The 21,529-nt window shown below is 70.5% G+C and carries 20 protein-coding genes; 11 read left to right on the forward strand and 9 right to left on the reverse strand.

Features of this window, described 5'->3' with window-relative positions:
• Nucleotide 1: 1 nt before the first annotated feature.
• A complete protein-coding gene (locus CU254_RS09790; protein WP_037713114.1) occupies nucleotides 2–559 on the reverse strand; it encodes a TetR/AcrR family transcriptional regulator in 558 nt (185 codons plus the stop codon).
• A 135-nt stretch (nucleotides 560–694) separates the two neighbouring features.
• Between CU254_RS09790 and CU254_RS09795 the strand changes: the two genes are divergently transcribed.
• From CU254_RS09795 to CU254_RS09805, 3 genes are read left to right on the forward strand one after another with little or no spacing between them, the layout of a single operon-like run.
• Complete coding sequence (locus CU254_RS09795; RefSeq protein WP_009075151.1) at nucleotides 695–1,507, forward strand: trypsin-like serine protease; 813 nt, start codon at nucleotides 695–697, stop codon at nucleotides 1,505–1,507.
• A 5-nt stretch (nucleotides 1,508–1,512) separates the two neighbouring features.
• The gene (locus tag CU254_RS09800; RefSeq protein ID WP_009075153.1) at nucleotides 1,513–2,001 is read left to right on the forward strand and encodes a hypothetical protein; all 489 of its coding nucleotides are present in this window, start codon (nucleotides 1,513–1,515) and stop codon (nucleotides 1,999–2,001) included.
• Between the two features lie 53 nt (nucleotides 2,002–2,054).
• Entirely contained in the window at nucleotides 2,055–2,642 is a 588-nt protein-coding gene (locus CU254_RS09805) for a hypothetical protein (protein WP_037713117.1), read from the forward strand.
• Here CU254_RS09805 and CU254_RS09810 read toward each other — a convergent pair.
• Nucleotides 2,639–4,714: a prolyl oligopeptidase family protein gene (locus CU254_RS09810; protein WP_009075156.1), complete on the reverse strand. Its 2,076-nt coding sequence runs from the start codon at nucleotides 4,712–4,714 to the stop codon at nucleotides 2,639–2,641. The genes CU254_RS09805 and CU254_RS09810 overlap by 4 nt on opposite strands.
• 41 nt (nucleotides 4,715–4,755) lie before the next feature.
• On the opposite strand from CU254_RS09810, the gene CU254_RS09815 reads away from it, so the two are divergent.
• Nucleotides 4,756–5,661 carry a neutral zinc metallopeptidase gene (locus tag CU254_RS09815; RefSeq protein ID WP_009075158.1) on the forward strand — a complete coding sequence of 302 codons (906 nt, stop codon included), beginning with the start codon at nucleotides 4,756–4,758 and terminating at the stop codon, nucleotides 5,659–5,661.
• Here the strand turns inward: CU254_RS09815 and CU254_RS09820 are convergent.
• A complete protein-coding gene (locus CU254_RS09820) occupies nucleotides 5,654–6,232 on the reverse strand; it encodes a TIGR03086 family metal-binding protein (RefSeq protein WP_009075160.1) in 579 nt (192 codons plus the stop codon). The two genes, CU254_RS09815 and CU254_RS09820, sit on opposite strands and share 8 nt — an antisense overlap.
• An 81-nt stretch (nucleotides 6,233–6,313) precedes the next feature.
• On the opposite strand from CU254_RS09820, the gene CU254_RS09825 reads away from it, so the two are divergent.
• Together CU254_RS09825 and CU254_RS09830 are read left to right on the forward strand one after the other, a co-directional pair.
• The gene (locus CU254_RS09825) at nucleotides 6,314–7,783 is read left to right on the forward strand and encodes a PLP-dependent aminotransferase family protein (RefSeq protein WP_009075161.1); all 1,470 of its coding nucleotides are present in this window, start codon (nucleotides 6,314–6,316) and stop codon (nucleotides 7,781–7,783) included.
• Between the two features lie 38 nt (nucleotides 7,784–7,821).
• Nucleotides 7,822–8,253 carry a CBS domain-containing protein gene (locus CU254_RS09830; protein ID WP_009075162.1) on the forward strand — a complete coding sequence of 144 codons (432 nt, stop codon included), beginning with the start codon at nucleotides 7,822–7,824 and terminating at the stop codon, nucleotides 8,251–8,253.
• Nucleotides 8,254–8,257: 4 nt separating this feature from the next.
• On the opposite strand, the gene CU254_RS09835 is transcribed toward CU254_RS09830, so the two are convergent.
• On the reverse strand, nucleotides 8,258–9,781 hold the full coding sequence (locus CU254_RS09835; protein ID WP_037713121.1) for a DUF4139 domain-containing protein: 1,524 nt from the start codon (nucleotides 9,779–9,781) through the stop codon (nucleotides 8,258–8,260).
• Between the two features lie 124 nt (nucleotides 9,782–9,905).
• Here CU254_RS09835 and CU254_RS09840 point away from each other — a divergent pair, with 124 nt between their 5' ends.
• On the forward strand, nucleotides 9,906–11,636 hold the full coding sequence (locus CU254_RS09840) for a Xaa-Pro dipeptidyl-peptidase (RefSeq protein WP_199785854.1): 1,731 nt from the start codon (nucleotides 9,906–9,908) through the stop codon (nucleotides 11,634–11,636).
• Here the strand turns inward: CU254_RS09840 and CU254_RS09845 are convergent.
• On the reverse strand, nucleotides 11,612–12,253 hold the full coding sequence (locus tag CU254_RS09845) for a response regulator transcription factor (protein ID WP_037716857.1): 642 nt from the start codon (nucleotides 12,251–12,253) through the stop codon (nucleotides 11,612–11,614). The two genes, CU254_RS09840 and CU254_RS09845, sit on opposite strands and share 25 nt — an antisense overlap.
• Nucleotides 12,250–13,386: a sensor histidine kinase gene (locus CU254_RS09850; protein WP_009075171.1), complete on the reverse strand. Its 1,137-nt coding sequence runs from the start codon at nucleotides 13,384–13,386 to the stop codon at nucleotides 12,250–12,252. Before CU254_RS09850 ends, CU254_RS09845 begins: the two co-directional genes overlap by 4 nt.
• A 91-nt stretch (nucleotides 13,387–13,477) precedes the next feature.
• Here CU254_RS09850 and CU254_RS09855 point away from each other — a divergent pair, with 91 nt between their 5' ends.
• Together CU254_RS09855 and CU254_RS09860 are read left to right on the forward strand one after the other, a co-directional pair.
• A complete protein-coding gene (locus CU254_RS09855) occupies nucleotides 13,478–14,329 on the forward strand; it encodes a M23 family metallopeptidase (RefSeq protein ID WP_009075173.1) in 852 nt (283 codons plus the stop codon).
• Between the two features lie 203 nt (nucleotides 14,330–14,532).
• A complete protein-coding gene (locus CU254_RS09860; protein WP_009075175.1) occupies nucleotides 14,533–15,642 on the forward strand; it encodes a DUF4192 domain-containing protein in 1,110 nt (369 codons plus the stop codon).
• A gap of 1,008 nt (nucleotides 15,643–16,650) precedes the next feature.
• On the opposite strand, the gene galE is transcribed toward CU254_RS09860, so the two are convergent.
• The 3 genes from galE to CU254_RS09875 form a co-directional block, all read right to left on the reverse strand.
• The gene (gene galE, locus CU254_RS09865) at nucleotides 16,651–17,631 is read right to left on the reverse strand and encodes a UDP-glucose 4-epimerase GalE (protein ID WP_009075177.1); all 981 of its coding nucleotides are present in this window, start codon (nucleotides 17,629–17,631) and stop codon (nucleotides 16,651–16,653) included.
• A gap of 90 nt (nucleotides 17,632–17,721) precedes the next feature.
• A complete protein-coding gene (gene galK / locus CU254_RS09870) occupies nucleotides 17,722–18,906 on the reverse strand; it encodes a galactokinase (protein ID WP_100266745.1) in 1,185 nt (394 codons plus the stop codon).
• The gene (locus tag CU254_RS09875; RefSeq protein ID WP_009075181.1) at nucleotides 18,903–19,625 is read right to left on the reverse strand and encodes a metal-dependent transcriptional regulator; all 723 of its coding nucleotides are present in this window, start codon (nucleotides 19,623–19,625) and stop codon (nucleotides 18,903–18,905) included. The genes galK and CU254_RS09875 overlap by 4 nt, the downstream gene beginning before the upstream one ends.
• Nucleotides 19,626–19,734: 109 nt before the next feature.
• On the opposite strand from CU254_RS09875, the gene CU254_RS09880 reads away from it, so the two are divergent.
• On the forward strand, nucleotides 19,735–20,574 hold the full coding sequence (locus CU254_RS09880; protein WP_100266746.1) for a sulfurtransferase: 840 nt from the start codon (nucleotides 19,735–19,737) through the stop codon (nucleotides 20,572–20,574).
• Between the two features lie 201 nt (nucleotides 20,575–20,775).
• Nucleotides 20,776–21,492: a DJ-1/PfpI family protein gene (locus CU254_RS09885; protein WP_009075185.1), complete on the forward strand. Its 717-nt coding sequence runs from the start codon at nucleotides 20,776–20,778 to the stop codon at nucleotides 21,490–21,492.
• Nucleotides 21,493–21,529 lie beyond the last annotated feature (37 nt).

Here is a 21,529-nt window from a genome sequence, read left to right on the forward strand (position 1 = left end):
GTCACCGCCGTTCGAGAAGCGCGAGTGCGCCGCGGATCGCCTGGTCGAACGGCTCGGCCGTCCCGGACGACCGGGCGAGGACGTATCCACCCTGCAGCACCGCGACGAGCGTGGTCGCGGTCGTCGCGGGTTCGAGGTCGGCCGGGAGTTCGCCGTTCGCGATGCCCTCGGCGAGCACTTCGGCGAGACGGCCGCGCAGCCAGTCGAACGTTTCCTCCAGTGGCGCGCGCAATTCCGGGTTCGCGACGATCTCGGGATCCAACGCCAACCGTCCGACCGGGCAGCCGCGCAGGACGTCCCGCTCGCGCAGCAGGTAGGCGGAAACACGCTCGACTGCCGTTGTGCCCTGGACGAATGCGGCTTCGGCGGAGGCGCGCAGATCGGCGGCGTTCTGCCGGATCGCGGCGAGCGCCAGGTCGGCCTTCCCGGCGAAGTGGTGGTACATGCTGCCCTGCCCGGCCCCGGCGCGCTGCTGGATCGCCTTTGGGCTGGTGCCGACGTACCCCCGCTCCCACAGCAGGTCCTGAGTGCTCGCGACGAGCTGGTCTCTCGTGGACATGACCTCACCGTACATACTAGTAGGTACAGAGACAAGACCGGGGGCAGGCCCTACCTCGGGGAGACCGGCTGACCGGATGGTCCGGATGATCTTGACCCGGCAGGCTTTCCGGGAGCCGAACGAAAGGATTTCTCCGTGATCAAGTCTGCTGGCCGCCGGGTGGTCGCCGTGACGTTGGCGTGCGCCGCCCTGTTCTCGACCGGCACTGCCGAAGCGATCGTGAAGGGCGGCGATTCGACGCAGCGCTACCCGTTCATGACCTCCATTCCGGAGCGGGTCAACCAGACCGGCGACCGCGGGGTGTGCGGCGGCTCGCTGATCGACCCGCAGTGGGTGGTGACGGCGGGGCACTGCGTGGACTCGGCTCTCGTGACGCCGGACGGGACCGTCCGGATCGGCAGCGAGCACCGGAATTCCGGCGGAACCGTGCGGCGGATCGCGCAGGTGGTCACGCATCCGGGCTACGCGCTGCAGAGCGAGAGCGTTCCCTTCAACCGCAACGACGTCGCGTTGCTCAAACTGGACCGTCCGGTCGCCGAGAAGCCGATCCGGCTGGCTTCCCGCCCGGGCGAGCCGGGCACGCCGACGCGCTTGCTGGGGTTCGGCACGACGGTCGACACGTACGACTTCACGAAGGCGCGGTTCCCGGAACGATTGCAGGAGCTGGACGTGCGGCGCGGTGCGGAATCCGAATGCGGCCCGGGATATGCGGGCCGGACGCGGTTGTGCACGGTGAGCCCTCGGCGCGAAGCGATGGCGTGCATCGGCGATTCCGGCGGACCGCAGATCCGGCGTGGACCCGGCTGGCAGTGGGAGCTGATCGGGGTCACGTCGGGACCCGGCGCCGCACGGGCGGCGTGTGCGGGCGGGCCGGGGCTGTACAGCAGCGTGCCCGCGTACGCCGACTGGATCCGGGCGACGATCCGGTCGAACCGGGGAGGAAACTAGCCGCCGTGACTCTCGTGTCGGCGGGCTACCGTGCCGTGCAGCGAACCAGCGAATTCGTGTCGATCAGCGAATGCGTCGCGGAAGTGCACGACGATTGGTTCCGCGACGTCGTGCTCGCCCGCCACACCGGGCTGGAAGTTCTCGAGGTGGGCCTCTCGCCGGAGGAGGCCGAGCCGATCGTCCGCGAAATCCTCGCGGAAGGCTGGGACCGGGAGACCAGCGTGGTGGTGAACCGCATCGAGCGAGGCGCGAGCGCCTCCGGCGAGTTGCTGGGGTTCGAACTGGTCGGCTACGACGGCGGACTTTGGCACACCTGGCGCTGCCTCGGCGGTCTGGTCGACGACGTCCGCGCGGCCACCGGCATCGTGCCCGGCCGGCACGGGCTGATCGAGGACGAGGACGCTGCCCATCAGGCCGCGCGATGGCTCACCGAATCCGGCCTTGGCGACCCGAAAGTGTTCCACTGGGCCGCCGCCGGACTGTTTCTCCCTTAGCTCCACCGAATCTCCACATCCTCCCCGCGCCGCGGGCACATCCGCGCGGCAGCATGACCGCCGTGGACTGGAGTGCGGTGTTCGAGGCGGAGGCGCGGCGGCGGAAGGTCCGGCCGCAGCCGGCGTGGGGGAGCGGGCTGCGGCTGGATCCGGTGGTGGCGCGCAGCGTCCGGCGGTTCCGGAATCCGCCGGACGAGGCGACCGCGGAGGACCAGCGGCTCGTCGCCCGGTTGCTGGAAACCGCCGGTCCGCCGGGGAAAAGCGACGTGATGAGCCAGCTGATCTCCGACGTGCTCGCGCTCGGCTATTACCGCGCGTTGCGGGACGGCACGCGCGACCCGGTCACCACGGACGTGGCCGCGCGCGTGTTCGCGGGGTTGGAACGGCGGCTCGGCTTTCACGTGGACCGGTTGCGGCGGCAGCGAATCGTCGCGAGCCTGAGGTGGCGAGCCAGGGCGATCCTCGAAACCGGCGGCGTATTGGTCGGCCACGGACGCGCATTGCGGCGGCTAGGCACGCCGTGGCTCGCGTTCGTCACCGACGCCTGGGCCCGGTTCGAGCGCGCGCTCGCGGAGGTCCGCAAAGGACCGGCGATCCGCCCGGGGCCGCGCGTGCGGGCGCGGCCCCGGGACCTGGTCTAGGAAAGCTTCGACCAGAGGAATTCGTACGCGACGGCCGAACGGAACGCGAGCTGTTCGTTGTCCGCCGCCGCTCCGTGGCCGCCTTCGATGTTCTCGAAGTACTCCACGTCGTGGCCCTGTTCCCGCATCCGCGCGACCATCTTGCGCGCGTGCCCGGGATGCACGCGGTCGTCGCGGGTGGAGGTGACGACCAGGATCGGCGGATAGTCGCCGTCCGCCGAAACCTTCTCGTACGGCGAGTACTTCGAGATGTACTCCCACTCTTCCGGAACGTCCGGGTCACCCCATTCGGCCATCCACGACGCCCCGGCCGGCAACAGGTGGTAGCGCTTCATGTCGAGCAACGGCACCTGGCACACGATCGCGCCGAACAGCTCCGGGTAGCTGGTGAGCATGACGCCCATCAGCAGCCCGCCGTTGCTGCCGCCCTGGATGCCGAGCCGTTCCTTCGTCGTGATGCCCCGCGCGACGAGATCGCGCGCGACCGCGGCGAAGTCCTGGTACGCCTTGTACCGGTTCTCTTTCACCGCCTGCATATGCCATTCCGGGCCGTACTCGCCGCCGCCGCGGATGTTCGCGACCACGTACGTGCCGCCGCGCGACAGCCAGGCCCGGCCGATGACCCCGCCGTACGAAGGGGTCAGCGAAACCTCGAAACCGCCGTAGCCGTACAGCAGCGTGGGCCCGTTTTCCGCGCCGGGCGGGCGGACCACGAAGTACGGGATCTTCGTGCCGTCGTCCGACGTCGCGAAGTACTGGCTGACTTCGATCCCGGTCGCGTCGAAGAACTCCGGAGCCTGCTTCAGCACCTCGACGTCGCCGCCGACGACGCCGCGGGTGAGCGTGGACGGCTGGACGTAGCTGGAGGAGTCCACGAGGTACTCGTCGTCGACGTCCGGTTCGGTGTCGACGATCTGCGCGCTGCCGAATTCCGGCGCACCGCCCAGTTCCGCCTCGGCCCAGCCGTCCGGACCCGGCGTCAGCACGCGCAGCTCGGACTTGACGTCGTGCAGCGTCGCGAGCAGGAGGTGGTTGCGGGTCCACGTGTAGTAGTCCAGCGAGGTGTGCGCGTCCGGGGTGAACAGCGCGGTGAAGTCGCGCTCGCCCGCCTTGAACGCGTCGTAGTCGATCGCGAGCAGCGTGCCCGCGGGGTGCTCGACGCCGCCGACGGACCACGCGCTGCGCGGGTGCACGAGCAGCCATTCGCGGTGCGTGGACACCTCGACGTCCTCGGGCAGGTCCAGTTTGGTCAGTCCGGACGGCGTCCGCTCGAAGTGCTCGGTGCGGTAGAAGTCGATCGCCCGGCGCACGAAATCGCGTTCGAAGCCCTCGGTCGGGTCGTGGTACGCCATCATCGCGACGTCGTCCGGTTTGCCCTCGGCGACCAGCGTCGCTTCCTCGATCGGGGTGCCGCGCCGCCATTCCTTCACCAGCCGCGGATAGCCGGACGTGGTGAGCGAGCCCGGGCCGAAGTCCGTTCCGATGTACACCCGGTCGGCGTCGATCCACCCGATCCGGTGCTTCGCCTCCGGCAGGGTGTAACCGCCCTCCACGAACTCGTGCGCGTCGAGGTCGAACTCGCGCACGACGGTCGCGTCCGCGCCGCCGCGCGACAGCTGGACCAGGCCGAGCCGGTGCCCGGGACGCAGCACCGCGGCGCCCTTCCAAACCCAGTTCTCGTCCTCGGCCGCGGCCAGCGCGTCGACGTCGAGCAGGATTTCCCAGTCCGGTTCGGCGGTGCGGTACTGCTCCAGCGTGGTGCGCCGCCACAGCCCGCGCGGGTGGTCGGCGTCCTGCCAGAAGTTGTAGTAGTGCGTTCCCCGGCGCACGACGTACGGGATCCGCCCGCCCGCGTCGAGCACCTCGCGGATCGAGTCCCGCAGCTGCCCGAACCTCTCGCTCGCGGTGAGCGCGTCCAGCGTCTCCGCGTTGCGCGAACGGACCCATTCGAGCGCCTCGTCGCCCGTCACGTCTTCCAGCCACAGGTACGGATCTTCGACAGTCATGCCGTCCAGTCTCGCTGTCCGTCGCGGATCAGGCCAGGAGCCCGGCGTTCCCGTTTCGTGATCCAGGCCGGCGCGCGGCCTCCGTATGCTGGCCGGGAGGGGGAGGAATGACGTATCACGCCGGAGGCCCGTGGCCTCCGCCCGCGCCGCAGCCACCGCCGCCGCGCCGGAAACCGGGCAAAGCGCTGGGCGCGGTCGCCGCGGCGGCCATTGTCGCGGTCACGCTCGCGCTGATGGCCGCGGTGCCGCACGAGCTGTCCGGGCACGCGATCGCGGCCCCGGACGCCGACGCGATGCCGGATCGCCAGGACGCGAAACCAGTGCGCAAGCTGAGCGGCAATCCGCTGCTGGCCGACGGGGTCGCGCTCGGTCGCGTGGCGTGCGACCTGCCGGACCTGAGCCGCGACGCGGAGCAGCTCAAGACCTTCTACACGGCGCTCGTGGGCTGTTTGAAGCAGGCGTGGCAGCCCGCGCTGGACAAGGCGGACGAGCCGAACCTGCCGGTCAAGGTGTCGGTCACGCTGCCGAAGACCAGCGCGTGCGGCAACGCGCCGTCCAAGAACGAAGCGGTCGCGTACTACTGCGGCGGCGACGCCACCATCTACGCGCCTACCGAGTGGATGCTGTCGGACGCCGGGCTGAGCCGGGCGCGGCACCTGGCGACGCTTGCGCACGAGTACGGCCATCACGTCCAGCGCGAGAGCGGCATCCTCGACGCGGCGAGCACGGAGATGGGTTCGCCGGAGCCGAGCAGCGACGCGGACAAGGCGGTCGTACGCCGGATCGAACTGCAGGCGAACTGCTTCGGCGCGCTGTTCCTCAACGCCGCGGCGGACCGCGGTTCGATCAGCCGGGCCACCGCGAACGCCGCCGTCGCCGACTACGGCCGCGCCGACGACAGCGGCGACCACGGCACCCGCGCGAACCAGCTGGCCTGGGCGAAGGCCGGGTACACCGGAGCCGGCCCGGCCGCCTGCGACACCTGGTCGGCCCCGGCGGACAAGGTCAGCTGACGCGCCACTGCGGGTCGCGGCCCAGCAGGCCGAGGAACTGGTCCAGTTCGCTTTCGTCGGTGCTGACGGGCACCACCGGCGCGAAGGTCCCGCGCTCGACGCGTTCCTCCGGATCGGTCGGGATCATGAGGGCGAACTGCAGCGCGGCGTGCACTGCTTCGGGCACCGGGTCGTAGGCGACGTCGAGGGTCTTGGCGATATCCCAGCCGTGCGCGACGGTGTCGACGAGGTGCATCGCGATCGCGACTGTGCCCGGGAAGGTGCCGAAGGTGTTGATGGCGATCTGGCGTTCCGCGACGTCGGCTTCGCCGTACGCGGCGAGGTAGTCGGTCACCGAAGCTGCGTACGCGGCGTACGGGTCTTCGCCGAGCTGACCGCTGTCCCAGTCCTTCGCGGAGCCGTTGCGCGCGGCTTCGGCGAAGGCGTGGTTTTCGCTGACTTGGTGGCGGAGCAGGTCGGCGAGCGTCCAGCCAGCGCACGGCGTGGGCCGGTCGAGATCCGCCGGGGTGAGCTTCGAGACGATCGGGTCGAGGACGAGCAGGGACTGCCGGTCGAGGTCGAACGTGGTCATGGGCTCACGCTAACCGGCGGATCGGTCCAGGAAGAGAGCCAAAGCGGAGCCAACTGCGGTGGACCAATCTAGGCTGGACGCGTGGACCTGCACCTCGACCTGTCCGGCACCCGCGGCCATCGTGACGAGATCTACCGCCAGATCCGCGAAGCGGTGCTCGACGGGCGGCTGCGCGACGGCGACGTGCTGCCGCCGACCCGGGAACTGGCGCACCGGCTGGCCGTTTCGCGCACCACCGTCACCGCGGCGTACGAACGCCTCACCGCGGAAGGATTCCTCACCGGACGGGTCGGAGCGGGTACCTACGTGCGGGCCGGCGCCGCGCCCCGGCCCGCCGAACCGGCGGGGCCCGCGGAGGGCGTCCAGCCGCGTCCAGAGTGGACAGACGTGCCCGCGCCGCCGAAAGCGTTCACCACCGCGCCGGAGTTCGATTTCCGTGCCGGGGTGCCGGATGTGCGGCTGTTTCCGTTCGACACCTGGCGACGGCTGACGACCCAGGCGTTGCGCAGTTCCCGCGCGGAGCTGATGACGTACGGCGAACCGCAAGGCGATCCCCGGCTGCGGACCGAACTCGCGCGGCACCTCGCGGTGTCCCGGAACGTTCGCGTGCACCCGGACCACCTCGTGATCACTTCGGGCGCGCAGCAGACGATCGACCTCGTCGCGCGAGTCCTGTTGCGGCCCGGCGACCTGGCCGCGGTCGAGGATCCCGGCTACCCGCCGCCGCGGTTGCTCCTGGGCACGCTCGGGGTGCGCGTCGCGCCGGTCCCGGTGGACGACGAGGGCCTCGTGGTCGACGCGATTCCGCCCGGCACGCGGCTGGTGCACGTGACGCCGTCGCACCAGTACCCGCTCGGGGTCGCGATGTCGCCGTCTCGCCGGCGAGCGCTGCTGGACTGGGCCGAGGACAACGGAGCGGTCGTGGTCGAGGACGACTACGACACCGAGTTCCGCTACTCCGGGCGACCGCTGGAACCGTTGCACAGCTTGGATTCCCACGGCCGGGTGGTCTACGTCGGCTCGTTCTCGAAGGTCCTGTCGCCCGCGCTGCGACTGGGTTTCCTCGCCGCGCCGCCCGCTCTCGCCGAGGCGATCGTGAAGGCGAAATACCTCGCCGACTGGCATTCCCCGGGCATCGAGCAAGCGGTGGTCGCGGCGTTCCTCGCCGAAGGCGGGTTCGCCCGGCACGTCCGCCGGATGCGCGGTATCTACCGCGCCCGGCACGACCTCCTCGTCGTCCGCCTCCGGGCCGAATTCGGCGACGTGCTGGAACCGGTTCCCGCGTCGGCGGGGCTGCACCTGAGCGCGTCGGCGGACCGGGATCTGCGCGGCTTCGCGCGGAAGGCGTCCGAGGCGGGCGTCCGGCTGTTCTCGCTCGGCGATTTCTCCGTGTCGGCACGGCGGCACGGGCTGCTGTTCGGCTACGGCGCGATCGCGGCGGAGGAGATCGGGCCCGGCCTCGCCCGGTTGCGCCGGGTGTTCGACGGAGGAACGCGTTACCACGAACGGACGCGTCCCGCTGGACTTTCGCAGTCGGCGGCGGGGCCCTAACCTGGGGTGACCCGACTCACCGAGGAGAGGGCATCGCCATGCGGATCGCGGATGTGCTTCAGCGCAAGGGCGCGACGGTCGCCACTGTGTCGCCGGGGACGACGGTCGCCGAGCTGCTGGCGGGACTCGCCCGGCACAACGTCGGCGCGATGGTCGTCGTGGACGCCGAAGGCGGGATCGCCGGGATCGTGTCCGAACGCGACGTCGTGCGCAAGCTCAACGACCACGGTCCCGCGGTCCTCGAAGGGCCGGTCGCGGACATCATGACCACCATGGTCGCCAGCTGCACCCCGGACGATCCGGTGGACCGGCTCAGCGTCGTGATGACCGAACGGCGGATCCGGCACGTGCCGGTGCTCGACGGCGGGCGCCTCGCCGGCATCGTGAGCATCGGCGACGTGGTGAAGATCCGGATGGAGCAGCTGGAACAGAGCCAGGAACAGCTGGAGGCCTACATCTCCCAGGGCTGACGCCTCACTCGCGCCAGCCGCTGAGTTCGACGCCCTTCGCGACGTCCACCCGGTAGCCGAGCGAAACCGTCGCGGACGCCCCGGGCGCGATCGTGAGCCGCCAGGTGAACTGGCCCAGTTCGGTGCGCTCGACCGGCTCCGGGCTGAGCCGCAGGTCTCTTACGGTGATCGCGTCGTCCCGCGAGACCGGGGCTTGGTCGAGCACGGCCACGACGGCTTCGCGCGGGCTGTGGTTGGTCACCGTGGTCAGGTAGTCGGCTTCGCGGCGGCGTTGCGCGGAGAAGGTCGCCTTGCTGGCACTGCGCTTGACCAGTTCTCGCTCGACGCGGATCCGGTCGTCGACGCCGAGCGCGAGTTCGCGTTCCTCGCCCGGTGCCCACAGTTCCAGGTGCGTGCTGCCGACGAATTCGGCTTCGTGGAACACCGCGGCGCGACCGGCGCGGAGCGTGTGCTCGCCGGTGTTGACCACCTTCGCGCGCAGATATGCCTCTTCGGCCTGCGTCGGCGCGGTGACGTAATCCAGCTCAGCGGTGAAGTCCAGCTGGGCGAGCGTGGTCCGGTGGCCTTGCGCGCCGGACGGGATCGCGACCGGGCGGGCGGGGCGGAAGGTGACCGCGGTGGCGCCTTGCTCGACTTCGGCGACGTGCGCGGCGAAGCCGTCCCGACCTGCGGGCGCGGCACCGCCGTACGCCGCCATCGCGGCGGGCGCGGGCGGCATCATCGAGCGGCGCTCCGGTTGCTGTCGATCCAGGTACCAGGGCTGGAGTTCCGGGATCACGACGGTGTTCGCCGGGCGCGCGGTGGACAGCGTCAGCTCGCATTCCGGCCAGTCCTCGCCGGTGTGCTGGCTGACCAGCCCGTAGGAGGTGACGGTGACGTCGGTGCCGCGTACGCGGACGTCGTAGCCCGGTTCCCAGCGCGCGCCGGGGACCACATAGGACAGTTCGATTTCGGCGGTGGCTGGGGATTCCAGCTCCACCACGATGGTTGAACTGTCCTGTTCGGACTGTGTGCTGCGCGTTTCGATCTGCCGGTCGAGCGCGGCGAGGTCTTCGCGCAACCGCTCCAGCCTCGTGGCGAGCGCGCGACGTTCCTTGAGCGCCACGGCTAACTGCGTGCTGAGCGCTTCGCTCACTTCCTGGACGCGCGCCGGTTCCGCGTCGCCGCCAGCCAACGCTTTCGCGAAGCTTGCTCCGCTGCGTCGCGACACGCCGGTCAACAGATCGACGCGCGCTGCTGCTGCGCTCTCGTCGTCCGCGACTTCGTCGACAGTCGCTTGTGCCTCGCGACGCTGCTCCACGAGCGCGCGCAGCGTCGGGTCCGCGGGCGCGGCGTGTTGTGCGTACGCGACGTCGACGCCCGTGACCAACGCGTCGCCCGCGCCGCTCACACGCACCGAAGCAGCGTCGAGCGACAGGGGGAGACCGGTGATCTCTACGCGGGACCCGTCGGCCGGAGTGACCTGACAGCGGCGGGTGACGCGCGCGTGCTGCGGATAGACCGTGACCGTGACTATCGGTGCGTCCATGGCTCCGACGTTAGTCGGTTGACGCGACTTGCGGTTGACGGAAGTCTCAACTTGCTCGCCTGCTTCGTCCAGCTTGGGGGTTCTGGTGGGAGTTGCCGCTCGGGTCGCTGCCGTTTTCGTCGCAGTGGCCACGTTGTCCGTGCCCGCGGTCGCTGAAGCGGCTTCGCCGCCCGCGCCGGTTTTCACCGACGGCCAAGCACAGCCGGTCTTCGATCCGGCTGACGTCATCCGCGAGGACGTCTGGGTCACCGCGCCCGTCGACAGCGACCACGACGGCAAGCCTGACCTCGTACACGCGCAGGTGGTGCGTCCGCGCGCCACGGAGCAGGGCATGAAGGTGCCCGTCGTGTACGAAGCGAGCCCGTATTTCGCGGGCGGCAACGACGTACCGAACCACAACGTCGACACCGAGCTGTACGTGCCTGGCCCGCACGTCGCGTCGCCGATCGGCTGGAGCTACCAGAATTACTTCACCGCGCGCGGATTCGCTGTCGTGTACGGCGAATCGCTCGGCACCGGCTTGTCCACCGGCTGTCCGACGACCGGCGACGTGAACGAGACGATCGGCGCGCGCTCGGTGGTCGACTGGCTGAACGGCCGCGCTTCCGCGCACGACCAGGCCGGAGCGCCCGTCACGGCGAGCTGGAGCACCGGGAAGACCGGCATGATGGGCGTGTCGTACAACGGCACGCTGCCCAACGCGGTCGCCAGCACCGGCGTCGAAGGGCTCGAAACGATCGTGCCGATCGCTGCCATTTCGAGCTGGTACGGCTACTACCGCAATGCCGGCGCGGTCGTGGCTCCCGGCGGATACCAGGGCGAGGACACGGACGTGCTCGCCGGCTACGTCTACTCGCGCGCTGACCAGCAGATCTGCCGTCCGGTCATCGACGGTCTCACTGCCGCGCAAGACCGCGTGACGGGGGACTACAGCCAGTTCTGGGACGTGCGGAACTACCGCAACGACGTCGGCAAGGTGCACGCGTCGGTGCTCGCGGTGCATGGTCTGAACGACTGGAACGTGAAGACCGAGCAGGTCGCGACGTGGTACGAAGCGCTGAAGAAGCACGGCGTCGAGCACAAGATCTGGCTGCACCAATCCGGCCACGCGGACCCGATTTCGCTGCGCCGCGACGTCTGGCTCACGACGTTGAACAAGTGGATGTCGCACTATCTCTACGGGGTCGACAACGGGATCGAGCGCGAGCCGAAGGCGACCATCCAGCGCGAGGACAAAACGTGGGTCGACGAGGCCGAATGGCCCGCCCCGGGCACCTCGGACGTCGAACTGCACCCGTGGCCGGGCGGACGTTCGACCGGGGCGCTCGACCGGCACCCGGTGCCCGGCCGTCCGACCGTCGAATCGCTGGCCGACGACGCGAGCAAGAAGATCGAACAGCTCGCCGACGCGGCGTCGTCCGGGAACCGCTTGCGCTACCGCACTTCCGCGGCCACGGCGCCGGTCCGGCTGTCGGGCACGGCGAAAGCCGAACTGCGGCTGTCGTTCGACCGCCCGGCCGCGAACGTCACCGCGGTGCTGCTGGACCGGGCGCCGGACGGCACCTCGCACGTGATCAGCCGCGGCTGGACGGATCCGCAGAACCGGATCAGCCCGTCGGTCACGTCGCCGATCACCCCCGGACAGCGGTACCGCATCGAGGTTTCGCTGATGCCGAAGGACTACGTCGTGGCCGCCGGGCATCGCCTGGAGTTCGTGCTGGCCTCCAGCGACCACGACTTCACGCTGCGGCCGCAGCCGGGCGCCGGGCTGTCGCTCGATCTGACCGGGACGACGGTGACGTTGCCGATCGTCGGCGGGAAGAAGGCGTTCTACTCGGCGATCCCGGCGCGGTAGGCGAAGGCGACGGCCTGGGCGCGGTCGCGCAGACCGGCCTTGGAGAACAGGTGATTGACGTGCGTTTTCACCGTCGCCTCGCTGACCACGAGGGTGCGCGCGATCTCCGTGTTCGACAGACCGGCGGCGATCAGCCGCAACACCTCGACTTCGCGCGCGGTGAGGCCTTCCAGCTCCTTCGTGCGCACCGGCGCGCGGCTGGTCGCGGCGGCCACCAGCCGTCGCTGAAGCTCGCCGTCCACAGTGGACTGGCCAGCCGCCGCTGAGCGGAGCGCGCGGGCGATCGCTTCGGCATCGGTGTCCTTGGTGAGGAAGCCGCGGGCACCGGCTTTGAGCGCGGCGAGCAGGGAGTCGTCGTCGGCGTACGTGGTGAGGACGACTACCTCGGTCTTCGGATGCTGCGCGCGAACCAGTTCGGTCGTCTCGACGCCGTCGCGGTTGGGCATGCGCAGGTCGACGAGCAGTACGTCCGGCTGGTGCTCCGCGACAAGTTCGAGAGCCTGTACGCCGTCTGCGGCCGCGCCGACCACCTCGATGCCAGGCAGCAACCCGAGGAGCGTGACGAGCCCTTCGCGCACTACAGCCTGGTCGTCGGCTAGCACCGCGCGCAGCGTCACGCCGGCACCGTCAGCTGAATCCGCCATCCGTCCTCCCCAGGGCCGCATTCGAGCTTCCCGTTCAACAGTGCGACCCGTTCGCCCATGCCGCGCAAACCGTATCCCGGCGACGGCGGCTCCGGCGGACGGCGGCCTTGGTGGTCGATGATCGTTAAGTCGACTTTGTCGTTGTCGAAGGCCACCGTGACGTCGACGGCGGGGCCTTGCGCGTGTTTGCGCGAGTTGGCGAGGGCTTCCTGTACGGCGCGTACGAGCGTTGTGCCGACGGCTGCGTCTAGCTCGCGCGGTTCGCCTTCGATCGTCAGGTCGGCGCGAGAGCCGGTGTCGAGCCGGTACGCGGCGAGAAGGTCCGAGACCGCGCGCTCGACGGGTACGGCGTCTTCGCGCAGCGCGGCGACGGCCTTGCGTGCTTCGGCGAGACCGTCCGTCGCAAGCTTCTGCGCGCGTTCAATCTGCGCGAGAGACTCTTCGCTCGCACCGTCGCGGACCAGCATCAGGCGCGCGCCCTGGAGGTTGAGCGCGAGACCGGCGAGGGAGTGCGCGAGGACGTCGTGCAGCTCGCGGGCGATGCGGGCGCGTTCGGCGAGAGCGGCCGCGCGGGCGTGCTCCTCGCTGGCGGTCTGGGCGCGGGCGAGCGCGAGTTCGGTCTGTTCCAGCCGCTCCGCGCGGCTCCGGCGGTTGGCGGCGAGCAGGACCATCACGACGAGGATCGCGAAGAGGGCGACCGCGTTCAGCCAGTCGAGGTCGTAGCGGATCGACCAGACGAGGATGGCCGCGGAGGCCAGGGCGAGCGCGATTCCTGCGGCGAGCCGGCCGGACACGCGCAGGGTGTAGAACGCCGCGCCGAACATCGTCGTCGAGGTCCAGCTGCTCGGCTGCAGGATCCAGAGCGCACCGGCGGCCGTCACCACGGCGATCATGGTCGCGGGCATCAGCCAGCGCGGCTTCGACTCGCGGGTGAGCCAGAGCGCCGGGACGGATAGCACGAGGATCAGCCCGATCAGCGGCCACGTCCAGGCGTGCGCTTTCGGGATCGCGAACAGGGGCGGCACGGCGAGCACGCCCCAGCGCACCCAGTCGGCGCCCTCGAACCGCCGCCGCGCCCTGGCGAGCGAGGCCGCCGGTGTGCCCATGGGCCCTCCCGTGTCGTCTTGTACGGAAAATGTACTGGCTCGGGCTTGGCTGGAGGGCGTCGGACATTTCCCCCACCAGGAGGTACGCCCCATGTCCAGATTGAGACGGTTCGCGGCGGTCGCGGCCGCGGTGGCCTTGCCCGCGTGCGGCCTGACGCTCGCCGCCCAGTCGACGGCGTCCGCGGCCCCCAACTTCCAGGTGCCGTTCAAGTGCGGCGTCACGGTCACCGCGGCGACCTTCAGCGGCCACAACCCGGCCAACGCGGTCGACTTCCAGAAGTCCGGCATCACCGGCATGCCGGTCCTCGCGGCCGCGCCCGGGTCGGTCACCCGCGTCGCGAACGAGGGCAGCACCAGCTACGGCCGCTGGATCGAACTGGACCACGGCGGCGGCTGGCGGACCCGGTACGCGCACCTGTCCGAGCAGGAAGTCTCGGTGGGCCAGAGCGTCGGGCAGGGCAAGGAGATCGGCAAGGCAGGCGCCACCGGCGGGGTCACCGGCCCGCACCTGCATTTCGAAGAGAACTTGAACGGCGTGACGCAGAAGGCCGTGCTGAACGGCGTCGCGGTGCCGTACTACGGCAAGAAGGACTTCACGAGCAAGAACGGCTGCGGCGGCAACCCGTACTCGGCGACCCAGGTGTGCGGGTCGGGCTTTTCGGTGATCGACCAGCAGGCGCTGGGGACGGCGGGCACCGCGTACCTGCTGTACAACTCGACCTCCAAAGAGAACTGCGTGACGACCCTGAAGGCGGTTTCCCTCGGGACGGCCAGCCCGGTCTCGGCGTTCCTTGAAGTGCAGGGCTCGACCAGGGCGACCGACTCGGGGAGCTTCACCTACTACGCCGGCCCGGTGAAGAAGATCGCCGGTTCCACCTGCGTCAAGTGGGGCGGTTCGGTCGGCTCTTCGTCGTACGAGAGCCCGTTCGAACACTGCGGCTGATCGGTTTTCGCCAGCGCTGCCGGGGCCCGGTCCGGCCCCGGCAGCGCTGTGTCTACTGTGGACTTTGCTCGCCGATGCACACCCCACCGACAATTTCCGCGAGTTGTCCCCACCCTCGACCCGGTTGTCCACAACCGCCTGCTGCCGTCCACAGATTTGCTTAGCCGGCCCCGATTCGCCGGCTCGCGGCGCACAGTGGAGGCGTGACCACCTCGACGCCGCCCGGCATCTCCCGGGCCACCCTCAGCAACCCGGCCGACCTCATCGCCTCGCTCCCGTACCTGCTCGGCTTCCGCCCCGCCGAATCCCTCGTCCTGCTGGGCCACCGCGTCCCCGGCACGACGATCGGCCTGATGCTGCGTGCGGACCTTCCGCCGCGAGAACTTCAAGCACAGCAAGCGGATGCGCTCATCCCACGCTTCGACGACCACGAGCACAACGGTGTCACCGTCGTCATCGTCGGCGGTTCAGGAGATGACAACGGTCCACCCCACAGAACCTTCGTAGCCGAGCTAGAGCGCGGCCTGAAACGGCACCACCTCCGCCTGTTCCACGCCCTGTGGACCCCCGAGATCGAACCCGGTGCACCTTGGTCGTGCTACCGGGATCCCGACTGCAGCGGTGTTCTGCCCGATCCGCAGGAAACCGTCATCGCCGCCGCGACCACCGAGGCTGGGTTCGTAGTCTTCCGCAGCCGCGAAGAACTGGCTGCGGTGCTCGAACCGCGCTGCCCGGAAGCGATCGCCCGCCGCGCTGAGCTGTTGGCGTCCTGCCCGGAACCGTTGTACCGCCCCGGAATGTCGTCGAGCGATGTCCTGAACGCCGCAGTCACCGAACTCCGTGACGCGTTCCTCCGCCAACGCCGAGGTGCGGGCCCTCCCGACGACGACCAAGCTGTCCGCCTCGCCCACGCACTGATGTTCACCCCGGTCCGCGACGCCTGCCTAGCCCTCGCCGTCCCGCCGCACACGTCCCTGACCCGCGAGGCGGAGGAGGTATGGCTGACGCTGGTCCGCGAACTGCCCCCGCCGCACCGAGCCGAAGCCGCGATGCATCTCGGCTACACCGCCTTGATGCGCGGGGAAGGCGCGCTCGCCGGGATGGCCCTGGCGAACGCGGTGGAAGCCGACCCGGAGCATTTGGTGGCGCAGCTGTTGCAGGCGGCCTGGAACATCGGCACGGACCCGGCGAAACTGACCGGCCTAGCCGACTTCAGCACCGCGGCGGATCTCGGATTGTCCCCGCCACCGGAGCCGGATGCCGACGAGCCGGGTCCAGGCCGAAGATCCGAGCCGCCGACGGAGATGGAATGACCATGCTCGACGGCCATCCCGGTCGTGGGCGACGGGCCGGTCTTTACGGCCGTCGTAAGGGTGGAGTGCGGACATGAGCTGGAGCTGCGACCCTTGTTTGGCTTCCGTTCTGCCCGAACGGTGCGGAGAGCGGCCATGAACCCGAGCCGAACCGGTTCATCACGGCGTTGAGTGTTCGGAGAAGTCCCGGCGCTGGTCTTGTTTGGCACCAGGCGTGCCCGGAGCGGTGAGTGGGCACGAGCCCGTGATGTAACGGTCCGTCGCCGCGGCGTCGGCGTGTGTTCGGGGAGGTTCTGGCGCAGCTTTGCTTGGCGCCTGGTGTGCCGGGGCGGTGTGGAGAGCTGGCATGAGCCCGTGATGTATCGGTTTCTCACCGCGGCGTCGGCGTGTGTTCGGCGTGGTTCTGGCGCTGCTTTGCTTGGTGCCTGCTGTGGCTGAGGCGGGGTGGAGAGCGTGAGGTATCGGTTTGTCGCTGTGGTGAGGGGACGAGAAGTCCTGGCGCTGCTCTGTTTGGCGCTTGGTGTGCCGGAGGAGGTGAGCAGAGCGGGCGTGAACCCGTGATGTATCGGTCCGTCGCCGCAGCGTGAGGCGTGCGTTCAGGGAAGTCCCGGCGCTGCTCTGTTCGGCACCGGTTCTGCCAGAGGTGGCGAGCAGAGCAGCGCACCCCTCCGGCGGCATCGGGCCGGTGCAGCCGTCGCCCTCGCCCGAACCGTCGGCACCGCCGCCGGGGAATGGGCCCGAGTCGAAGGCTTCGTCACCGCGGTGGCGGGGCGAGGATTCTGGAAATCCCGGCGGCGCTGAGTGGCATGCATCGTGCCGAGACAGTGCGGCCTTCGCGGACGTGCTCGAACTGAAATCCCTCCCGCAGCACCGCGCTGATCAGTCCTGAGTGGACTGTCAGCGTCCGCGACGGCGAGCCAGGCCGATGCCGGTTACTCCCCGCAACGGCTCCGGAGCGGGGATCCACCCGAATCCCGCCCCGGACCGAAGCACGGCCCGAAAAAGCCGTCAGGAACGACGCGACTGGGTGAACTGCCAAGCGTCCGACACGATCCCGTCGAGGTCGGTCAGCTTGGGCGTCCACCCGAGTTCGCCGTTGGCCTTGTCGCTGGAGGCGACCAGCACCGACGGGTCCCCGGCGCGGCGCGGGGCCACGACGGCGGGGATCGCGTGCCCGGTGACCCGGCGGCACGCCTCGACGACTTCCAGCACCGAGAACCCGGTGCCGCTGCCGAGGTTGTAGATGCGGTGCTCGCCCTCGACGGCGTGGCGCAGGGCGAGGAGGTGGGCGTCGGCGAGGTCGACCACGTGGATGTAGTCGCGGACGGCCGTTTTGTCGGGCGTCGGGTAGTCGTCGCCGTAGATGGAGATGTGTTCGCGGTCGCCGGTGGCGACCTGGAGGACGAGAGGAATGAGATGGGTTTCGGTGGCATGCCGTTCGCCGTATGCGCCGTACGCGCCGGCCACGTTGAAGTAGCGCAGGCTGACCGCGGCGATGCCGTGGGCGCGGGCGAAGCTGGTGATCGCGTGGTCGATGGCGAGCTTCGTGGCGCCGTAGGTGTTGGTCGGCTGCGTCGGGGCCGTTTCCGGGATCGGCGACACGTCCGGCTCGCCGTAGGTCGCGGCGGTGGAGGAGAACACCAGGCGCGGCGTGCCGTGCTTCTTCATCGCCTCCAGCAGCCGCAGCGAGGTCACCACGTTGCCTTCCCAGTACTTCGCCGGGTCGGCCATCGATTCGCCCACCAGCGACTTCGCCGCGAAGTGCAACACGCCGTCGAAGCCTTCGCCGAGCAGGTCCGCGGCTGCCTCGGCGGCGTCGCCCTCGACGAAGCGCGCCTGCGGGTGCACCGCGTCCGCGTGCCCGGTCGACAGGTCGTCCACCACGGTGACCTGGTGACCGGCTTCGATGAGGCGGGCGGCGCACACGCTGCCCACGTACCCCGCGCCGCCCGTCACGATGAGCTTCAGGGGGCTTTGCTGGTCCGTCACGTCAAGGCCTTTCTGCTGAGGAGCGGCGACTCTGCGGCTCAGTCTCCCCTCACCACGACGCGACGGACCCTCCGGGGGTTGCTCCGGAAATCAGGACTCGTCGCGGCCCGCGCCGCGCGACGGCACCGCCGTGAACATCCGCGGACGACGGAATCCGGCCTGCTCGCAGGCGGTTTCGACCGCGGTGCGAACTTCGTCCAGATCCTCGTCGCGGACCAGCGCGATCGCCGAGCCGCCGAACCCGCCGCCGGTCATCCGCGCGCCCAGCGCCCCGGCCGAACGGGCCGAATCGACCGCGAGGTCCAGTTCCGGCGTCGAGATGCGGTAGTCGTCGCGCATGCTCACGTGCGAGGCGTCGAGGTACGGCCCGATCTCGGCGAGCTTCTTCTCGCGCAGCAACGCGACCACGTCGAGCACCCGCTGGTTCTCGGTGACCACGTGGCGCACCAGCGGAACCAGCTCCTCGGGCAGTTGCGCGAGGGCCGCCTCCAGCCCGTCGAGCGTGACGTCGCGCAGCGCCTTCACGCCGAGCAGTTCCGCCGCGCGCTCGGTGCCGCGCCGCCGCGCGCCGTAGCCGCCGTCGGTGTGGGAGTGCTTGGTGCGGGTGTCCATGATCAGCACCCGGAGCCCGGCCTCGGCGAGCGGGAACGGGACCTGCTCCATCTCGCCCGAGCGGACGTCGAGGAACAGCACCCGCGAGTCCTCGCAGCACAGCGACGCCGTCTGGTCGAGCAGCCCGGTGGGCGCGCCGACGAAGTCGTTTTCCGACCGCTGCACCCAGCGCGCGATCTCCGGGCGCGCGGGAGTGCCCGCCCCGCCGTCCTCGAGTTCCACCCCGGCGACGCCCAGCAAAGCCAGCGAAACCGCGCATTCCAGCGCGTGAGAGGAGGAAAGCCCCGCCCCGGACGGCACGTCGCCGGCGATGACCACGTCGGCGCCGCCCGCGTAGCCCTGGTCGCGCAGCACCCACGCCACGCCGGCGGGATACGCGGCCCATCCGTCGACCGAACCCGGTTCGAGCGCGGCGATGTCGTGCGGTCCGGAGTGCTGCAGCTGCCCGTCGTCGCCGAGGGTGGCGACCTGGAGCTTGCCGTCCTCGCGCGGGGACGCGGCCGCGGCCAGCCGGTGCGGGAGCGCGAAGGGCAGCACGAAACCGTCGTTGTAGTCGGTGTGCTCGCCGATCAGGTTCACCCGGCCCGGCGCGGACCACACGCCTGCCGGGGCCCGCCCGTGGACGTCCTGGAACGCGCGCGCCGCGTCGGTCGCCGGGGTCACTTGGCGAGCGCCAGCACGGCGTGCAGCGCCGCGGTGGACACCTGCGCCGTGGTCTCGGTGCCCTTGACCTCGACGGTCGCGCTGCCGCCGGACGCCTTGCCGACCGTGACGAGCCCGCCGGGCACGATCCCGACCGTCCGCAGTTCGGTGAGCAGCGACTCGTCGAGCTGCACGTGCTCGGCGATGCGGCGGATCTCCACCTCGCCGCCGCCGGTGCGGGCGAACTCGTCGAGCCGCACCAGGCCGTCCTCGGCGCGCGGCGCGGGATCGCCGTCGCCGAGCTTGTCGAGGCCGGGGATCGGGTTGCCGTACGGCGACGTGGTCGGGTGGTCGAGCAGCTTCACCAGCTTGCGCTCGACGGCCTCGCTCATCACGTGCTCCCAGCGGCACGCCTCGTTGTGCACGTGCTCCCACTCGAGGCCGATGACGTCGACGAGGAGGCGCTCGGCGAGCCGGTGCTTGCGCATGACCGCGACGGCGAGGTCGTGGCCGTGGTCGGTGAGCTGCAGATGCCGGTCGTCCGCGACGACGACCAGCCCGTCGCGCTCCATCCTGGCCACGGTCTGGCTCACGGTGGGCCCGCTCTGCTGCAGGCGCTCGGCGATCCGGGCCCGCAGCGGGACGACCCCTTCCTCTTCGAGCTCGTAGATAGTACGCAGGTACATCTCGGTGGTGTCGATGAGATCGTTCACGCTGTCCCCTTCGTCCGCGTAGCTCATCGTAGTCGTTGGCCCCGACAGCGACGGCTCGCCTCGGCGTAACGGCCCGGCCCCGGCGAAAAGTCCTGCCGTGCTGCGCGAACCGCGTCCGGACCTGCAGGATGGGGCCATGCGACCGTTGATCTCGCCCGCTGAGCTCGCCGCGTTCCCCGACCGCGAACGTCCCGTCGTGCTGGACGTCCGCTGGCGGCTGGGCGGACCTCCGGGAGCGGAGTCCTACCAGGAGGGTCACGTGCCCGGGGCGGTGTTCGTCGACCTCGACACGGCGCTGGCCGCGCCGCCCGGCGAGGGCGGCCGCCACCCGCTGCCCGACCCGGCCGTGTTGCAGCGCGAGCTGCGCAAAGCCGGGGTCCGTGCGGGGCGGCCGGTGGTCGTCTACGACGACGCCGACGGCTCGGTCGCGGCGCGCGCCTGGTGGCTGCTGCGCTGGGCCGGCCATCCGGAGGTCGCGGTGCTCGACGGCGGCTACGCAGCGTGGCTGGCCGAGGGGCGGGAAGTGACGGCCGAGGCGCCTTCGCCGGAGCCGGGCGACATCGAGGTCCGGCCGGGCGCGATGCCGGTCCTGTCGGCGGACGACGCGGCGGCGCTCGCGCGCGAAGGAGTGCTGTTCGACGCGCGGGCGCACGTCCGCTACACCGGCGAGACCGAGCCGGTCGACCCGCGGGCCGGGCACATCCCCGGTGCGGTCAGCGCGCCGTCGTCCGAGCACGCCGGTGCGGACGGCCGCTGGAAGTCGCCGTCCGAGCTCGCCGAGCGGTTCGCTTCGCTCGGCTTGACCAGCGGAGTTCCGGTCGGCGCTTACTGCGGTTCGGGCGTCACGGCGTCGTCGGTGGTGCTCGCGCTGGAGGTCGCCGGGCATCCGGAACCCGCCGCGCTGTACGCGGGATCGTGGTCGCACTGGTCGCGTAACCCGGAGCGGCCCGCAGCCACCGGTCCCGAGCGCGGCTGAAGTTGCTGGGACTTCTGGCCGTGTGGCCCGGAGCGGCCTCCGGCCACTGGTCCCGAGCGCGGCTGAAGTTGCCGGGACTTCTGGTCGTGTGGCCCGGAGCCGCCTGCCACCGGTCCCGAATACGGCTGAATTCGCCAGAACTTTCGGCGCTGTGCACCGACTTCTCGTCCGGATGGGTTTTCCAGGCGAGAGGCGGCTTTCATGGAGCGAAGAACATTCCTGCGCGGGTCGGCGGCGGCCGGAGCGGCGATGGCGGCCGCGTTGCCTGCGGAGGCTGAGGCGACGACCGGGGCAACGTCGGCGCGGCGGCCGTTGCGAGTGCAGGTCGTGTTGTTCGACGGCGTCGAGGAACAGGACTTCGCCGGTCCGTACGAGGTGTTCTCCGCAGCGGGCATGCACACGAAGCGCGGGACGGACGTTTCGTACGTGCGAGTGGACGGACCGGGCGTCGTGCGCGCGGCGTACGGGACGAAGGTGGAGGTCGAACGGGGCTGGTCTCCGCAGGACGCCGACATCATCGTCGTGCCCGGCGGCGGCTACGCGAAGCGGAAAGGCCCGGGCATCTGGGCGGAGATCGACCGCAAGGTGCTGCCGGACGCGCTTGCCGCCGCGCCGCGCAAGGGTCTGACCCTGGCCTCGCTGTGCACGGGCACGCTGCTGCTCGGCGCCGCCGGACTGGTGCGCGGACGTCCGTGCACGACACACCACGGTGCCGCCGACACCCTCGTCCAGCAGGGCGGGGTGCTCAAGAAAGCCCGCGTAGTCGACGACGGCGACGTAGTCACCTCGGGCGGCATCACCAGCGGGCTCGACCTGGCCTTGTGGCTGGTCAAACGAGAACTCGGCTCCGACGCGGCGGCCGGGCTGGAGGAGATGCTCGAGTACGAAGCACGCGGCGTCGTCTGGACGCGCGGCTGAGTCGCTTCCCCGCCGCGGGATGCGGCGGGCAAGTGGC

It is taken from the genome of Amycolatopsis sp. AA4 (assembly GCF_002796545.1).
Lineage (GTDB): Bacteria > Actinomycetota > Actinomycetes > Mycobacteriales > Pseudonocardiaceae > Amycolatopsis.

Excerpts from the sequence above, each read along its gene's own strand:
- CU254_RS09805 (WP_037713117.1), top strand. The coding sequence starts at position 2,055 with ATGACCGCCGTGGACTGGAGTGCGGTGTTCGAGGCGGAGGCGCGGCGG.
- CU254_RS09855 (WP_009075173.1), top strand. The coding sequence starts at position 13,478 with ATGTCCAGATTGAGACGGTTCGCGGCGGTCGCGGCCGCGGTGGCCTTG.
- CU254_RS09880 (WP_100266746.1), top strand. The coding sequence starts at position 19,735 with ATGCGACCGTTGATCTCGCCCGCTGAGCTCGCCGCGTTCCCCGACCGC.
- CU254_RS09850 (WP_009075171.1), bottom strand. The coding sequence starts at position 13,386 with ATGGGCACACCGGCGGCCTCGCTCGCCAGGGCGCGGCGGCGGTTCGAG.
- CU254_RS09885 (WP_009075185.1), top strand. The coding sequence starts at position 20,776 with ATGGAGCGAAGAACATTCCTGCGCGGGTCGGCGGCGGCCGGAGCGGCG.
- CU254_RS09875 (WP_009075181.1), bottom strand. The coding sequence starts at position 19,625 with ATGAGCTACGCGGACGAAGGGGACAGCGTGAACGATCTCATCGACACC.
- CU254_RS09830 (WP_009075162.1), top strand. The coding sequence starts at position 7,822 with ATGCGGATCGCGGATGTGCTTCAGCGCAAGGGCGCGACGGTCGCCACT.
- CU254_RS09820 (WP_009075160.1), bottom strand. The coding sequence starts at position 6,232 with ATGACCACGTTCGACCTCGACCGGCAGTCCCTGCTCGTCCTCGACCCG.
- CU254_RS09790 (WP_037713114.1), bottom strand. The coding sequence starts at position 559 with ATGTCCACGAGAGACCAGCTCGTCGCGAGCACTCAGGACCTGCTGTGG.
- CU254_RS09835 (WP_037713121.1), bottom strand. The coding sequence starts at position 9,781 with ATGGACGCACCGATAGTCACGGTCACGGTCTATCCGCAGCACGCGCGC.
- CU254_RS09815 (WP_009075158.1), top strand. The coding sequence starts at position 4,756 with ATGACGTATCACGCCGGAGGCCCGTGGCCTCCGCCCGCGCCGCAGCCA.